The 15,657-nt window shown below is 62.1% G+C and carries 15 protein-coding genes and 2 pseudogenes; 9 read left to right on the forward strand and 8 right to left on the reverse strand.

Translation table 11 applies throughout. The features are described 5' to 3' along the window. Positions 1 to 176: 176 nt before the first annotated feature. The gene (locus PG892_RS08905; protein ID WP_029314828.1) at positions 177 to 449 is read left to right on the forward strand and encodes a late competence development ComFB family protein; all 273 of its coding nucleotides are present in this window, start codon (positions 177 to 179) and stop codon (positions 447 to 449) included. Here the strand turns inward: PG892_RS08905 and PG892_RS08910 are convergent. Then, complete coding sequence (locus PG892_RS08910; protein ID WP_052814427.1) at positions 446 to 655, reverse strand: hypothetical protein; 210 nt, start codon at positions 653 to 655, stop codon at positions 446 to 448. The genes PG892_RS08905 and PG892_RS08910 overlap by 4 nt on opposite strands. Before the next feature lie 299 nt (positions 656 to 954). Here PG892_RS08910 and nhaC point away from each other — a divergent pair, with 299 nt between their 5' ends. From nhaC to PG892_RS08945, 7 genes and pseudogenes are all read left to right on the forward strand, one after another. Further along, on the forward strand, positions 955 to 2,364 hold the full coding sequence (gene nhaC, locus PG892_RS08915) for a Na+/H+ antiporter NhaC (RefSeq protein WP_210556888.1): 1,410 nt from the start codon (positions 955 to 957) through the stop codon (positions 2,362 to 2,364). Positions 2,365 to 2,468: 104 nt separating this feature from the next. Further along, positions 2,469 to 3,391: pseudogene (locus PG892_RS08920) on the forward strand (LysR family transcriptional regulator). Between the two features lie 196 nt (positions 3,392 to 3,587). Beyond that, positions 3,588 to 4,732 (forward strand): annotated as a pseudogene (locus PG892_RS08925) (ABC transporter substrate-binding protein). Between the two features lie 72 nt (positions 4,733 to 4,804). Continuing rightward, positions 4,805 to 5,818 carry an ABC transporter ATP-binding protein gene (locus PG892_RS08930; RefSeq protein ID WP_103858226.1) on the forward strand — a complete coding sequence of 338 codons (1,014 nt, stop codon included), beginning with the start codon at positions 4,805 to 4,807 and terminating at the stop codon, positions 5,816 to 5,818. Next, the gene (locus PG892_RS08935; protein ID WP_210556889.1) at positions 5,815 to 6,783 is read left to right on the forward strand and encodes an ABC transporter permease; all 969 of its coding nucleotides are present in this window, start codon (positions 5,815 to 5,817) and stop codon (positions 6,781 to 6,783) included. The genes PG892_RS08930 and PG892_RS08935 overlap by 4 nt, the downstream gene beginning before the upstream one ends. Before the next feature lie 7 nt (positions 6,784 to 6,790). Beyond that, positions 6,791 to 7,606 (forward strand): ABC transporter permease, encoded by an 816-nt coding sequence (locus PG892_RS08940; RefSeq protein ID WP_113978209.1) that lies wholly within the window; start codon positions 6,791 to 6,793, stop codon positions 7,604 to 7,606. Between the two features lie 29 nt (positions 7,607 to 7,635). Next, positions 7,636 to 9,066 carry a gamma-aminobutyraldehyde dehydrogenase gene (locus PG892_RS08945; RefSeq protein WP_069784282.1) on the forward strand — a complete coding sequence of 477 codons (1,431 nt, stop codon included), beginning with the start codon at positions 7,636 to 7,638 and terminating at the stop codon, positions 9,064 to 9,066. Positions 9,067 to 9,192: 126 nt separating this feature from the next. Here PG892_RS08945 and cyoE read toward each other — a convergent pair whose 3' ends face one another. The 4 genes from cyoE to PG892_RS08965 are packed head-to-tail and all read right to left on the reverse strand — an operon-like array spanning position 9,193 to position 12,368. Then, positions 9,193 to 10,098: a heme o synthase gene (cyoE, locus tag PG892_RS08950; RefSeq protein WP_270825330.1), complete on the reverse strand. Its 906-nt coding sequence runs from the start codon at positions 10,096 to 10,098 to the stop codon at positions 9,193 to 9,195. Beyond that, on the reverse strand, positions 10,095 to 11,105 hold the full coding sequence (locus PG892_RS08955) for a COX15/CtaA family protein (RefSeq protein WP_223933342.1): 1,011 nt from the start codon (positions 11,103 to 11,105) through the stop codon (positions 10,095 to 10,097). The genes cyoE and PG892_RS08955 overlap by 4 nt, the downstream gene beginning before the upstream one ends. Before the next feature lie 59 nt (positions 11,106 to 11,164). Beyond that, entirely contained in the window at positions 11,165 to 11,647 is a 483-nt protein-coding gene (locus tag PG892_RS08960; RefSeq protein WP_201932974.1) for a hypothetical protein, read from the reverse strand. 16 nt (positions 11,648 to 11,663) lie between these two features. Then, entirely contained in the window at positions 11,664 to 12,368 is a 705-nt protein-coding gene (locus PG892_RS08965; RefSeq protein ID WP_270825331.1) for an SURF1 family protein, read from the reverse strand. 18 nt (positions 12,369 to 12,386) lie between these two features. Here PG892_RS08965 and PG892_RS08970 point away from each other — a divergent pair, with 18 nt between their 5' ends. Further along, positions 12,387 to 12,593, forward strand: coding sequence for a DUF2909 family protein (locus PG892_RS08970; protein WP_113978217.1), 207 nt, complete (start codon positions 12,387 to 12,389; stop codon positions 12,591 to 12,593). An 8-nt stretch (positions 12,594 to 12,601) separates the two neighbouring features. Here the strand turns inward: PG892_RS08970 and PG892_RS08975 are convergent, their stop codons facing one another. The 3 genes from PG892_RS08975 to ctaD are packed head-to-tail and all read right to left on the reverse strand — an operon-like array spanning position 12,602 to position 15,648. Beyond that, entirely contained in the window at positions 12,602 to 13,483 is an 882-nt protein-coding gene (locus PG892_RS08975; protein WP_223933338.1) for a cytochrome c oxidase subunit 3, read from the reverse strand. 2 nt (positions 13,484 to 13,485) lie between these two features. Further along, positions 13,486 to 14,040, reverse strand: a complete 555-nt coding sequence (locus PG892_RS08980; RefSeq protein WP_113978221.1) for a cytochrome c oxidase assembly protein — start codon at positions 14,038 to 14,040, stop codon at positions 13,486 to 13,488. Between the two features lie 9 nt (positions 14,041 to 14,049). After that, entirely contained in the window at positions 14,050 to 15,648 is a 1,599-nt protein-coding gene (gene ctaD / locus PG892_RS08985; RefSeq protein WP_069784288.1) for a cytochrome c oxidase subunit I, read from the reverse strand. Between the last annotated feature and the right edge of the window lie 9 nt (positions 15,649 to 15,657).

A 15,657-nucleotide genomic window follows, 5' to 3' on the forward strand; every position in this document is an offset into this window, starting at 1 on the left:
CGGAATTGGTAGACGCGCTAGCTTCAGGTGTTAGTGTCCCACGGATGTGAGGGTTCGAGTCCCTCTCTTCGCACCATTATTCTGCAAAGGCCCGTTACGAGAGTAACGGGCCTTTTGTGTTTTCATGCCCCATGGCTATGCTGTTGAAGATGCTGCGCCACCACGGGGGTTTTCCCATGATCCTGGATACCGATATTCACAACTTCTATGAGCATCTGGTGCTCAAGGAGATAGAAAAACAGGGGTTGGCTCGAACATTGACCCCCTATCAGCTGGCAGACCTCTGCTGCCTGACACTCAACCAGCTTCCTTCCCACTATATCCGCCACGATGTCGACATGATCTACTTCACGACAGACGCCGAACGCAGCGAGATGGAGAAGAAGGTCATCGCCTCCCTGCGCCAGGCCTACGACAAGATCCAGGCCGTCCCCACTCGCCAGGCTTAATGCCAACCCTGCTGCCAGAGCAGAGTGACGACCCCTGTTATTCCCGCAACCGGCAGCAGGATCAACACCGGTCTCAGCCTGGGTTCCAGCATGACCCAGGCAGCCAGCAAGAACCCCAGGCTCCAGAACCCGTATTCCTTCTCCTGACCCCAGACCAGCACCGCCAGAAGGGCGGCCAAGAGCAGAGCGCGTGCTATCCAGTTCATTGGCATTGGTCCGAAAAAGATTAATGATAACTATTATCATCTTTGGTGTTGCCATCTGCAATCGAACTTGCCTATGGATCTCCGGCTATCAAACGGTGTCGATTGAACAGTGAAAAATGCCGATTAGATCAACTATTTTGTGGGATTTTAAAATTTTAAAGCTGTTTTGCCGAATGAGCAGGGATTTTACACCTCCGCTTTATGGTAGATTGCGCCCTCTTTTGGTAAGCCTCTCGGGATCGACGCATCCGCAGGACGAGAGGGGCTGACCTTGGCGAGCAAGAGTTTAGGGAGCGTCTATGCAAAACCAACAACACCACATCCGATTGCCGGGCATGTCGCAAGTATTTGCCTGCCTGGCCATTTTCCTGGCCCTGGCCTTCTCCTTCACCAGCGTGCTGGATCTGCCAATCCAGCTGGCACTGTTCATCGCCTGGTTCGTCATCATGGGACTCGGCATCAAGCTCGGCCATGATTACAAATCCCTGGAACAGGCGGCAGTCGACGGCGTCGCCAAGGGGATGGGGGCCATCCTGATACTGATCTCCGTCGGTGCCCTGGTGGGCACCTGGATTGCCGGCGGCATCGTCCCCAGCATCATCTACTTCGGCCTCAAGGTTATACACCCCTCCATCTTCCTGCTGGCGACCCTGATCATCTGCTCTCTCACCTCGCTGGCCACCGGCACCTCCTGGGGCTCGGCGGCCACCGCCGGCATCGCCATGATGGGTATAGGCCACAGCCTGGGGGTACCCGCGCCGCTGGTAGCCGGTGCCGTGCTCTCCGGCGTCTACTTCGGTGACAAGCTCTCCCCGCTCTCCGACTCCGTGGTGCTGGCCTCGACCATGTCCAACGTCGACGTGATGGAACACATCAAGGGGATGCTGCCCATCAGCCTGTTCTCCTACGTCATCACCGCCGCCCTGTTCACCGTGGTCGGCATGCAGTATTCCGGCAACGTCAGCCTGGAGCAGGTCAATCTGGTGATGGACGCCCTCGACAAGCAGTTCAACATCACCCCCATGGCCATAGTGCCCGTGGTGCTGGTGCTGGGCCTGTTGGCCAACCGCAAGCCCGCCTTCCCGGTGATCAGCTTCGGCGCCTTGCTGGGTCTTGTCTGGGCCATCGTCTTCCAGGACATGGATCCGGTGAAGGCAATGCACTCCGCCTACAGCCCGTTTGCCATTACCTTCGGCGTCGACTTCATCGACAACATCCTCGGCCGCGGCGGCATGGAGTCCATGCTGGGTTCCGTGGCCGTCATCATCTTCGGCTTGGGCTTCGGCGGTCTGCTGGAGAAGGTCGGCATCCTCTCCGTCATCGCCAGTGCCTTCGAGAAGCGCATCAACAGCGCCGGCAGCCTGACCAGCCACACCATCGGCACCGCCTTCTTGGCCAACGTGTTCGGTTCCGCTATGTATGTATCGCTGATCCTGACCCCCAAGATCATGGCCAAGAACTACGACAGACTGGGGCTGGCGCGCAAGAACCTCTCCCGCAACGCCGAGTTTGGCGGCACCCTCACCTGCGGCATGGTGCCCTGGAGCGACAACGGCATCTTCATGGCCGGGGTCCTCGGGGTAGCGACCCTCGACTACCTACCCTACATGTGGCTCAGCTTCACCTGCATCATTGTGACCATCACCCTCGCCTATCTGGGCAAGGGAGTGAACCGTGTACCGGTCACAGAGGCGGTGACAGCCCGCTAATTTCCGTAAAAACAACGACAAAGGCGCCATCACGGCGCCTTTGTCTGGGCGCGATTCGAGGTTAAGCTGGCACTCACCTTGATCGCACGTGGCAGGACGCCCAGATGAACTTCACCTTTCGCCAGATCCGCTATTTCGTGGCGGTGGCCGACAGCTTCTCGGTGAGCCGGGCAGCCGCCGAGCTGCACATCTCCCAGTCGGCGGTCACCAGCGCCATCCGCGAGCTGGAGACCGAGCTCGGCGCCGCCCTGTTCGAGCGCAACCCGCGCGGCGTCAGCCTCACCACCCAGGGCCACCAGTTTCTGCTGCACGCCCGTCGCATCCTAAGCGCCATGACCGAAGCCAGCCACTCCCTCAAGGCGGTGGCCCAGCAGGATCAGGGGCGGCTTACCATAGGCGTAACCACCCTGGTTGCTGGCTACTACCTGTCGGAAGCGCTCGGCCGCTTTCGCCGCGCCTTCCCGGCGGTACAGATCGAGGTGAAGGAGGATGAGCAGCCCTATCTCGAACACCAGATCGTCAACGGCGAGGTGGATGTGGGGATCCTGATGACCAACCGCACCATCCGCCAGGAGGCGTTCGATACCGAGCTGCTGACCCGCTCGCCGCTGCGGGTCTGGCTCGCCGCCAACCCCCCCTCTGCGCCGAGTCGACCCTCTCCCTCAAGGCGCTCGGCGAGGAGCCCATGATCTCGCTGACCGCCGACCAGCTGGACCAGATCATCGGCGGCGGCCTGCGCCGCTACGGCATCTCGCCGCGCATCGTGCTGCGTACCGCCTCGGTGGAAGCGGTGCGCAGCCTGGTGGCGAGCCAGCTCGGGCTCGCCCTGCTGCCGGACTTTGCCTACCGCCCCTGGTCGCTGGAGCAGGAGCGGGTCGAGGCCCGCGCCATCAAGGAGCCCATCCCCGCCATCGACATCGGTCTGGTGTGGCGGCGCGGCTCGCGCCTTGACTGGGCCGCACGCGAGTTCATCGACATCGCCAGAGATCAGAGCCGGCTGCGGGCCCGCCAGCACCTCCCCCGCTAGGACTGAGCCTGAACAGCCGTGACTCCGGCAAAAAAATCAGATTCATCTGCACTCGATATCGATTTTACAGATACCAAAGCCGCTAAAAATTGAAATTCTCATTGCTCACGGCTTCTCCTACGCTCATGACTGGTTAACAGGATGTTAATTGTCAGCGTGGCATCACAACCGTGCCCGCCCCAGCAAGGAGAGCAAGATGAAACTGACCCCCCTCACCCTGGCCCTGATCCCCGCCCTGCTGGCAGGCCAGGTCCAGGCTGCCCCCACCACCCTCGGCAAGGGTGAAGGCCAGCTCAACATCGTGGCCTGGGCCGGCTACGTGGAGCGCGGCGAGACCGACAAGAACTACGACTGGGTGACCGGCTTCGAGAAAGAGACCGGCTGCAAGGTCAACGTCAAGACGGCCGCCACCTCGGACGAGATGGTGGCGCTGATGAACGAGGGGGGCTTCGATCTGGTGACCGCCTCCGGTGACGCCAGCCTGCGCCTCATCGCCGGCGGCAAGGTGCAGGCGCTCAACCTGGCGCTCATCCCGAGCTACAGCAAAATTGATCCCCGCCTGCAGAATGCCCCCTGGCACACGGTGGACGGCAAGCACTACGGCGTGCCCTACCAGTGGGGCGGCAACATCTTGATGTACAACACCAAAGTGTTCCCCAAGGCGCCCGACTCCTGGAGCGTGGTGTTCGAGGAGCAGACCCTGCCGGACGGCAAGTCCAACAAGGGGCGGGTACAGGCGTTCGACGGCCCCATCCACATCGCCGATGCCGCCCTCTATCTGATGAGCCACCAGCCGGCGCTCGGCATCAAGGATCCTTACGAGCTCAACGAAGATCAGTACAAGGCCGCCCTCGACCTCCTGCGCCAGCAGCGCAAGCTGGTGGGACGCTACTGGCACGATGCCTTCGTCCAGATCGACGACTTCAAGAACGAGGGGTGGTGGCCTCCGGCTCCTGGCCGTTCCAGGCCAATACCCTGATCGCCGACAAGCAGCCTATCGCCACGACGGTGCCCAAGGAGGGCGTCACCGGCTGGGCCGATACCAGCATGGTGCACAGCGAGGCGAAGAACCTCACCTGTGCCTATCAGTGGCTGGAGCACTCCCTCAACAACAAGCTGCAGGGGGATCTCGCCTCCTGGTTCGGCTCCGTGCCCGTGGTACCGGCCGCCTGCGAGGGCAATGCCCTGCTCGGGAAAGAGGGGTGCAAGACCAACGGCATCGACAACTTCGATCGGGTTCACTTCTGGCGTACCCCTGACTCCCAGTGCAAGAGCCAGGGAACCTGCGTGCCCTACTACCGCTGGGTCTCGGACTATATCGCCATCCTGGGTGGCCGCTGAGGTGCCTCAGTAAATGCCGATATGGGGCCGGACAGGAGTCCGGCCCGCTTCCCACACAGACAAGGACGTCCCATGAATGCCGTACAATTTGACCGGGTCAGCCGCCACTATGGCGAGGTGAAGGCGGTCGACGACATCTCCTTCCAGATCCCGGCCGGCGAGTTTTTCACCCTGCTGGGGCCGAGCGGTTCCGGCAAGACTACCTGCCTGCGGATGATCGCGGGCTTCGAATACCCGAGCGAGGGGGAGATCCAGCTGTTTGGCGAGCCCTGCTCCACCGTGCCCCCCTACGATCGCAACCTTAATACCGTGTTTCAGGACTACGCCCTGTTTCCCAACATGGATGTGCGCGACAACATCGGCTACGGCCTGATGCTCAAGGGCGTCGCCAAGGCGGAGCGTTACCGCAAGGTGGACGAGATGCTGGAACTGGTGCGCCTGCCCGGCGTCGGCAACCGCAAGCCGGGCCAGCTCTCCGGCGGCCAGCGCCAGCGCATCGCCATCGCCCGAGCGCTGATCAACCAGCCGCGCATCCTGCTGCTGGACGAACCGCTCGGGGCCCTCGACCTCAAGCTGCGCGAGCAGATGCAGCTCGAGCTGAAAGCCTTGCAGCGCCAGCTCGGCATCACCTTCATCTTCGTCACCCACGATCAGCAGGAGGCGCTCTCCATGAGCGACCGGATCTGCATCTTCAATCAGGGCAAGATCGAGCAGATCGCCGCGCCGGATACCATCTACGACGCCCCCGCCACCCCCTTCGTCGCCCGCTTCGTCGGCACAGTCAACCTGTTCGAGGGGGAGCAGGCCCGCCGTCTGTGCGGCGATGCTCAGCAGATGATGGTGCGCCCGGAGCGGATCCGCCTCGCCGAGGCCGGCACACCGGGCTGGTCCGGGGTGGTGCGCGAAGTGGAGTATCTCGGCCCCTTCGTGCGCTACCGGGTCGATCTCGGCGAGCAGCTCGAGCTTATCGTCAACCACCCCAACGAGGGCCAGGCCCGTCTGCCCCGTGGCGCCCGGGTCAGCCTCAGCTGGCCGGAGCAGGCGATCCATCGCCTGCACACCGCCCCTCAGGGAGCTCAACCATGAGCGCCCCCCACAGTGCGAGCCTTGCCATGAGCCAACCCACTGCCCCCCTCTCCTATCGGCCGCTGCGGCGCCTCTCCACCCTGCTCTACGGGCGGCCGGGTCTGTTGCTGGCCATCCTGCTGGGGCCCCCCCTGCTCTGGCTTGGCATCATCTATGTCGGCTCCCTGCTGATGCTGCTCTCCAACGCCTTCTTCGGACTGGACGAGTTCAGCGGCCAGATCCGCCACGAGCTGGGGCTGCAGAACTTCGTTGCCCTGCTGCGGGCTGAGAACCTGGACGTGATCCTGCGCACCGTCGGCATGTCGCTGCTGGTGACCCTGGCCTGCGCCCTGCTCGGCTTTCCGGTGGCCTACTACATGGCGCGCTACACCAGCGGCAAGACCCGGGCTCTGTTCTACGTCGGCATCATGCTGCCGCTCTGGTCCAGCTATCTGGTACGGGTCTACGCCTGGAAGCTGATCCTGGCCAAGGAGGGGGTCATCAGCTGGCTGGCAGATACTCTGGGACTGGACTGGCTGCTGGACGCCATCCTCTCGCTGCCGGTGATAGGGGGGCCGTCGCTCTCGTTCTCGCGCATCGGCACCTTCATCGTGTTCGTCTACGTCTGGCTGCCTTTCATGATCCTGCCCATCCAGGCGGCGGTGGAGCAGATCCCGCGCTCCTTGCTGGAGGCGAGCGGCGATCTCGGCGCCACCCCTACCCAGACCTTTCGCACCCTGATCCTGCCGCTGGCCCTGCCCGGCGTGGTGGCGGGCTCCATCTTCACCTTCTCCCTGACGCTGGGGGACTACATCATCCCCAGCATCATAGGCAACTCCACCATGTACATAGGTCAGGTGGTCTACATGCAGCAGGGCACGGCGGGCAACCTGCCCTTCGCCGCCGCCTTCTCGCTGGTGCCGATCCTCATCATCGCCATCTACCTGACCATCGCGAAACGCCTGGGGGCCTTCGATGCGCTCTAATACTTCCATGAAGCGGGACCATGGCAGCCAGCCCTCCGGCCTGCTCAAGTACGCGGCCATCGGCGGTCTCCTGTTCCTGCACTTTCCGATCCTGTTCATCTTCCTCTACGCCTTCACCAGCGAGAGCAAGAGCTACCAGTTCCCGCCCCCCGGCATCACCCTCAAGTGGTTCGAGGTGACCCTCAACCGCCCCGACGTGTGGCGCGCGATCCAGCTGTCGCTGGAGGTAGCGGGACTGGCGACGCTGGCCGCCATGGTGCTCGGCACCCTGGCGGCGGGGGCCATCGCCCGCAGCCGCTTCTTCGGCCAGGAGGTGGTATCGCTGTTGCTGGTGCTGCCCATCGCCCTGCCCGGCATCGTCACCGGCATCGCGCTGCGCTCCGCCTACGGGGTGATGGAGATCCCTTTCAGCTTCTGGACCATCGTCATCGGTCACGCCACCTTCTGCGTGGTGGTGGTCTACAACAATGCCCTGGCGCGCTTTCGCCGCACCAACCAGAGCCTCATAGAGGCGTCGATGGATCTTGGTGCCGACAGCTTCCAGACCCTGCGCTACGTGATCCTGCCCAATCTGGCCACGGCACTGCTGGCGGGGGGCATGCTGGCGTTTGCCCTGAGCTTTGACGAGGTGATCGTCACCACCTTCACCGCGGGCCAGCAGACCACGCTGCCGATCTGGATGTATCAGGAGCTGATCCGGCCACGGGACAGGCCGGTCACTAACGTGGTGGCGCTCATCATAGTGGCCTTCACCACCATTCCCATTCTGCTTGCCTACTACCTCACCCGCGACGGCCAGGACGTTTCCGGCAGCGGCAAATAACGACTCAACGCGTGCGCAAGGATGCAACCATGAAACTCTCTACCCAACTTTTGATCGACGGTCAGTTCGTCACCGGTGACGGCCAGGCCGAGCCCATCCTCAACCCGGCCACCGGGGAGCTCATAGCCTCCGTGCCTGAAGCCTCGTTCGAGCAGGTGAACCGGGCGGTGAACGGCGCCCAGCGCGCCTTCGCCCAGTGGAGCCGCACCACCCCGGCGAGCCGCAGTACCCTGCTGCTGCGCCTGGCCGATGCCATCGAGCGCCACGCCGAGGAGTTCGCGGCCCTCGAATCCCTCAACTGCGGCAAACCCTATCTGGCGGTGCTCAATGACGAGCTGCCGGCGGTAGTGGACTGCTTCCGCTTCTTCGCCGGCGCTGCCCGCTGCCTGCAGGGGCCGCTGGCGGGGGAGTACATCGAGGGGCACACCAGCATGATCCGCCGCGACCCCATCGGTGTGGTGGGCAGTATCGCCCCCTGGAACTATCCGCTGATGATGGCGGCTTGGAAGATGGCCCCGGTGCTCGCCGCCGGCAATACGGTGGTGCTCAAGCCCTCCGAGCAGACCCCGCTCACCGCCCTGCGCCTGGCGGAGCTCGCCAGCGAGCTGTTCCCCCGCGGCGTCATCAACATCGTCTGCGGCCGGGGCGAGAGCGTGGGGGCGCCGCTGGTGGAGCACCCGCTGGTGCGCATGGTGTCCCTCACCGGTGACATCGCCACTGGCCAGAAGATCCTGCAGAGCGCCGCCCGCACCATGAAGCGCACCCATCTGGAGCTTGGCGGCAAGGCGCCGGTCATCATCTTTGACGATGCAGACTTGGAGGCCGTGGTGGCCGGCATTCGCACCTTCGGCTTCTACAACGCCGGCCAGGATTGCACAGCCGCTTGCCGCATCTATGCCCAGGGCAAGATCTACGACAAGTTCGTCGCCGCCATGACCGAGGCGGTTGCCTCCATCAAGGTGGGCGGTCCGCGCGAGGAGGGGGTGGAGATGGGGCCGCTCATCTCGGACCGGCAGCGCAACCGGGTGGCCAGCTTCGTGGAGCGGGCCCAGAGCAGCGGTCACGTCGAGGTGACGGCGGGAGGCAAGATCCGCCCCGGCAACGGCTTCTTCTTCGAACCGACCCTGATCGCCCATGCCCGTCAGGAGGATGAAATTGTGCGCCGGGAGGTATTTGGCCCGGTGGTGTCGGTGACCCGCTTTGGCGACGCCGAGCAGGTGGTGCAGTGGGCCAACGACTCGGACTACGGCCTCGCCAGCTCGGTCTGGACCCGGGATCTCGGCCTTGCCAGCAAGGTAGCCAGCCACCTGCAGTACGGCTGCACCTGGATCAACACCCACTTCATGCTCACCTCCGAGATGCCCCACGGCGGCATGAAGATGTCCGGCTACGGCAAGGATCTCTCCCTCTACGCGCTGGAGGACTACACGGTGCCGCGCCACATCATGGTCAAGCTCTAGGCTCCACTCCGTCCCCCTGAAAACAAGATGGCCCCTTGGGGCCATCTTGTTTTGCATCAGGTCTGTGCATCCCTGCAGTGCACCGACGCAGCGTCACCATTCACCCGACCGCGACCCGCATCAACGTCATGACAACCGCCACAACCAGTGGTGATCCAGAATCAGCAGACCAAACAGCAGCATCAGGTGATAGATGGAGAAACGGAAGGTGCGCATCGCCTGGCCGGGCCGATCCCCGTACTTCAACAGCCAACCATGCCAGCAGAATCCGAGGTTCAACCCAAGGCTGCCGACCAGGTAGACAAGCCCCGACATGCCGATCAGATAGGGCAGCAGACAGACGAGCGTCAGGATCAGCAGATAGAGCAGGATGGCTGTCTTGGTGAAATCGGTGCCGTGGGTGACCGGCAGCATGGGAATGTCGGCACCGGCATAGTCATCGCGCCGGTGGATGGCCAAACACCAGAAATGGGGCGGCGTCCAGGTAAAGATGATCATCACCCGCAGCCAGGGCTCGGCCGAAAGCTGCCCCGTGATGCTGGTCCAGCCCAAGAGCGGCGGCATGGCTCCCGCCAATCCGCCGATGACGATATTCTGCGGCGTGGCCCGCTTCAGCAGCAGGGTATAGACGACCGCATAGCCGAACAGGCTGGCCAGGGTTAGCCAGGCAGTCAGGGGATTTACGCCCCAATGGAGCAGAACAAACCCCGACAGTGCCAGACAGATCGCGAAACTCATCGCCTGCCCCGGCGTGATCCGTCCCATGGCGACCGGGCGCCAGCGCGTTCTGCGCATCCGGGCATCGATGCCGCTATCCAGAGAATGGTTCATGGCCGCCGCCCCGGCAGCGAGCAGTCCAATCCCCGCCAGGCCCAGTATCATCTCGTCCAGAGAGGCGCGTGTCGGCTCGGCCAGCAGCATGCCCACCCAGGCGGTCAGGAGCAGCAGGGCGACCACCTTTGGTTTGGTCAACTGACAATAATCGCGCACCCGGCGGAGGGCAAAGCGCTGTGCCCGCCCTCTCCCATTCATGTCCGGCTCCTGACCATCCCAGGGGATGGCAAGGGGTCGTGATGATGCAAAGAGAGGCTCCCGCGCGCCAGCACACAACAGGCCAGCAGGTGGGCGGCCACCAGATTGTGTGCAAGGGCGTTGGCCAGCGGCAGGGCCAGATGGACGTTCGCCAATCCCAAGGCAATCTGCACGGTCAGCAGACCCAGCAACAGCCAGCCAAACCCTCTCAGGGGGGTCCGCTGGCAGAGCAGCGCGAGGGCGAAAGCACCCACCAGCAAGGCCGTGGTCAGCGCTCCCAGGCGATGGGCGATGTGAATGGTCTGGCGCGCCTCCTTGCCCAGCACGCCGAACTCATAGCTGGCGTGCCCCAGAGGGAGATGAAAGGCTTGCGCCCAATTCAGCTCTGCCTGCCAGTTGCCCTGGCACAAGGGAAACTCCACACACGCCATGGCCGCATAGTTCGCCGACGTCCAGCCCCCCAGCGCGATATGCAGCAGCAACACGCCACAGGCCATGCTGCCAAGCCAGGAAACGCCCTGGTGTACGGGCGGGGGTGAAGGGAAACCTGCCAATTCGGCCCGATAGAGCCATAGCAAGGTCAGGATGGCGAAGCCGCCCAGCAGATGAGTGGTCACCACCAGGGGATGCAGGGCCAGGGTCACCGTCCACATACCCAGTGCCGCCTGACCCGCAACCAGCACCAGCAAGATGAGCGAGAGGTGACGCAGTCGGCCGCCTGTACGCCAGCCCAAGCCGGACAGGAGCACAATCACGCCTCCCAGCACCCCGGCGCAGTAGCGATGCACCATCTCGCTGCGCGCTTTGTGAGGAACAAGCGGGCTGGCCGGATAGCGCTGTGCCGCCAGTTCCGCATGCTCAGCGCGGGGAATGGCCAGGGAACCATAGCAACCTGGCCAATCGGGGCAAGCCAGCCCGGCATCCGTCAACCGGGTATAAGCACCGAGCGCGATGACAAGAACTGCCAGCGCAATGGCCACGGAGGCCAGCCTCTTGTGCATCTTCATATGACGCCTCGTTGACCGTGCAGTCACCAGAAGATGCGAGTCCCATGTCGGCTGCATCGTCACTGCACCCCACGCTGATATTTGAGCAGTTGCTGCAGATCCGACAGTACCGCCTTGCCAAGCAACGGCCAGGTCGTCGTGCTGCCGGGCACCTCGTAACGCAAGATGGCCAAGCCGCGGGCGTCCACCAGCAGTATATCCCCCTCCCTCATTTCACTGTTTGCCTCGTGAGGTGGCGTCAACTGGACCAGCTCCAGCTTGTCCAGGTTGCGGCCAAGTGCCGCCTGGATGCGCGCCATCAGCACAGGGACCTGCCGGCATTGCCCCTCGCAGCGAGGGGCCACCAGATAGACCAGTCGCCATTGGTGCTGATGGGCAGGAAGCGGTTGCAACAGATAGATATCCTGGTGCAGCCAGTGCCCCTTGCTGCGCGTGCCGGGTTCATACCAGCCCTGGTGAAGAGTCAGAGCCGCCAGCACCACAGGCAGCAGGATCACCGCAGCAAAGAGCGCTGGCACCCGCCAGCGTCGCCATCCGCTCATGGGGAGCACCTCCTTGTCAGCATGACCCCCCTGACAGAACCACCAGCGCCAAGCCGAGCCATTGCACCGCATAGGCCCGGTGTTTTTCGGGCGGCATGACATTGTGCTGGTAGTGATAGAGGAATGGGGTTCGTCTTTGATACAACACGGCGTCTGCAAGCGGGACTCCGATTGCCTGTCGCAGGGTCTCGACCCTGATGGATTGCAGCCGGTTCGGGTAGGGGCCTGGTTCTATGTTCTGTCCCAGCAGGAAGCCGCCGGGAGCCATGCGCAGAACACCTTCAAGGGTCATTGCGGCGGGAATGGCGGGATTGGGCAATTGCGACCTGTCGGATGGCGCAGGCACCCATCCCAGGTTGACCAGCAACTGTGAGGATCCCCCCTCTGTGCGTACCGGGATGAGCACGTCATAGCCAACCTCCCCGTTGACGATCTGGTTGTCCAGCAACCAGACATAAGGGCTGATCCACTCGGCTTTCCCTTGCAGAGGCTGGCCATCCAGTGACTCCGGGTGTTGCCAGTCGATCTGGGCCAATGTCCTTGGCCCGGCCTGCTGCATCTTTGCCATCTGCGCCAGCCAGGCCGTTTTTTCCATTCCGCGCTGCCACTGCCAGAACGCCAGCTTGCACAAACCGGCCGTCACCACCAGAGTGAACAACAAGACGAACCAGCGTCTGTGATGCCATGGTCGTCGCTTGTCTCGTGCAGCCGAATCGCGCATATCGAGGAGGATCCCAAGATGTTGATCAAGGTCGTTCTGATACTCATGCTGCTGCTCATCATCGGCCAGCTGTTTCACGCCCTCTGGCTGATGCTCAGTGAAGGCAATACGCAAAAGATGTCGGTACCTCTGGGCCGGCGCGTCTTCTTCTCCCTGCTGGTGGTCATCATACTGCTGCTCTCTCTCGCGATGGGCTGGCTGGAGCCCAACCCTCGCCCCTACTGAGCACGGCATCAAAGCAGGTAGACAAAGACGAACAGACAGAGCCAGATCACATCGACGAAGTGCCAGTACCAGGCCGCAGCCTGGAAAGTGAAATGACGCTGTGGGGTGAAATGATCCCTCAACATGATTCGCAGCCAGATGATGGTCAGGAAAAGGGTGCCCAGCAGCACGTGCAGTCCATGGAACCCGGTCAGAATGAAGAAGGTATTGCCATAGATGCCGGAATCCAGCCGCAACCCGAGATCCCGATAGGCATGCAGATACTCATAGCCTTGAAACCACAGGAATGTCAGCCCGAGCACCACAGTTGCCAGCAACATCCCCTTGAGCCGCATGCGTCTGCCGTTTTCCAGACTCATGTGTGCAAACAGCAGGGTCACGGAGGAGCCGAGCAGGATCAAGGTATTGATGAGGGGGATCCCCTGCCAGGGCATGGCCTGGGTCGTGGCCCCGCCGGGCGTCTTGAGCAGGGGCCAGTGAGCGGTGAAATCCGGCCACAGCAGCTGGCCCGTCATCACCCTGTGGCCCGCACCATCCAGCCAGGGCACCGCAAGCTGGCGTGCATAGAACAGCACTCCGAAAAAAGCCAGAAAGAACATCACTTCAGAGAAGATGAACCAGACCATGCCCTGCCTGAAGGATCTGTCCATCTGGGCGCTGTAGAGCCCGGTCATGGACTCCCGGATGATGTGACGGAACCAGCCAAACAACATGAATGCCAGCAGGGCGACACCGGCCATCATCAGATACCGGCCGAAACCGGTCTGCCCACTCGTCACTTCATTGACCAGATGTCCCGCCCCCAACGCCAGGAAAAACAGTGCAATGGCACCAATGATGGGCCAGCGACTCTGGTCCGGGACATAATAGGTCTGGTTCACCTTGGCCATGGTCATTTCCTCTGTGCGAGTGCCGGTGCAGGTACGGACTCCGTGATGTCATAGAGCGAGTAGGAAAGCGTGATGGTATTGATGCTGTCCGGTAGTGCCGGATCGATATAGAACTTGAGCGGCATCAGCTTGCTCTGCCCTGCCCTCAGCTCCTGGTGATCGAAGCAGAAACACTCCACTTTCTTCAGATAGGCTGCGGCGGGACCGGGAGAGACCGACGGGACCGCCTGACCCACCATGGTCCGCTCCGTGGGATTGAACACCCGAAAGTTGACCATCTTCACCTCCCCCGGCCGCACCGACAGCCGAGTCGTCTCACCGCTGAACTCCCACGGCATCCGGGTATCCGCATGAGCAAGAAACTCGATCTGGATGCTCCGCTTGCTGTCGATCACCGCCCGCTCCGTACTGGCCGCTTGATCAGACGTCTTGCCATTGAGGCCGGTGATCCGGCAGAAGACGTCATAAAGCGGCACCAGCGCAAAGGCAAAACCAAACATGACGAGCACGACCAGAGCCAGTTTTCTGAGCAAGGGGGCATGACTGACCTTGGTCATATGACCCCCCTAACGCTCTTCCGACCGGATATCCGGTGGAGTCTGGAAACTGTGATAGGGAGGGGGAGAAGAGAGCGTCCATTCCAGCCCCTCGGCCCCCTCCCATACCCGATCGCTCGCCTTGGCTCCGCCTCTGATGCATTTGATCACCCCCCAGACAAACAGCAGCTGGGACAGGCCGAAGGCAAAGCCCCCCAGGCTGATCAGCATGTTGAAGTCGGCAAATTGCAGGGCGTAATCGGGAATGCGGCGAGGCATGCCCGCCAGCCCGACAAAATGCATGGGGAAAAACAGCACATTGACCGAGACGAGCGAACACCAGAAGTGCCATTGGCCGAGCCGCTCGTCATACATGTGCCCCGTCCATTTCGGCAACCAGTAGTAGGCCGCAGCCAGGATCGAGAAGACGGCACCGGTCACCAGCACATAATGGAAATGGGCCACTACGAAATAGGTGTCGTGATACTGAAAATCAGCTGGCGTCATGGCCAGCATCAGCCCGGAGAAACCGCCAATGGTGAACAGGGTGATGAAGGCGATGGCAAACAGCATGGGGGTCTCGAATGTCAGAGAACCACGCCACATGGTAGCAAGCCAGTTGAATACCTTTACCCCTGTCGGCACCGCGATCAACATGGTGGTGTACATGAAGAACAGCTCCGCCACCACGGGCAATCCGGTAGTGAACATGTGGTGAGCCCAGACCATGAAGGAGAGCAAGGCGATGCTGCTGGTGGCATAAACCATGGAGCGATAACCGAACAGCTTCTTGCGGGAGAAGGTCGGAATGATGCTGGAGACGATGCCGAAAGCCGGCAATATCATGATGTAGACTTCCGGGTGCCCGAAGAACCAGAAAATGTGCTGAAACAGGACAGGATCCCCCCCACCGGCCGCATCGAAGAAACTGGTCCCGAAATACTTGTCCGTCAGCACCATGGTCACCGCAGCCGCCAGCACCGGCATGACAGCGATGAGCAGAAACGCCGTGATGAGCCAGGTCCAGACAAACAGCGGCATCTGCATCCAACCCATGCCCGGCGCCCGCAGGTTGAAGATGGTCACGATGACGTTGATGGCCCCCATGATGGAGGAGATCCCCATGATGTGAATGGCAAAGACGAACAGGGCCGTGCTGTTGCCGCTGTACTGGGTGGACAGGGGGGCATAGAAGGTCCAGCCAGAACTGGGGCCGCCTCCCTCCATAAACAGGCTCGACAGGAGGATGAGGAAAGCAAACGGCAGGATCCAGAAGCTCCAGTTGTTCATGCGGGGCAACGCCATGTCAGGGGCCCCAATCATGATGGGGATCAGCCAGTTGGCGAGGCCGGTGAAGGCGGGCATAACGGCACCAAAGACCATGATAAGGCCGTGTACCGTGGTCATCTGGTTGAAAAACAGGGGTTCCACCAGTTGCAGTCCGGGCTGGAACAGTTCTGCCCGGATCACCATGGCCATGGCGCCACCGGTAAAGAACATGGTGAGAGCAAAGCACAGATACAGGGTACCGATGTCCTTGTGATTGGTGGTGTAGAGCCAGCGCCTCAGACCGGCCGCTGGCTGGTGGACATGTTCGCTGTGCGGGGTATCCGTGATTCCATCACTCATGCCGACGCC

The sequence above is a fragment of the Aeromonas sp. QDB68 genome, assembly GCF_027707405.1.
GTDB lineage: Bacteria > Pseudomonadota > Gammaproteobacteria > Enterobacterales > Aeromonadaceae > Aeromonas > Aeromonas caviae.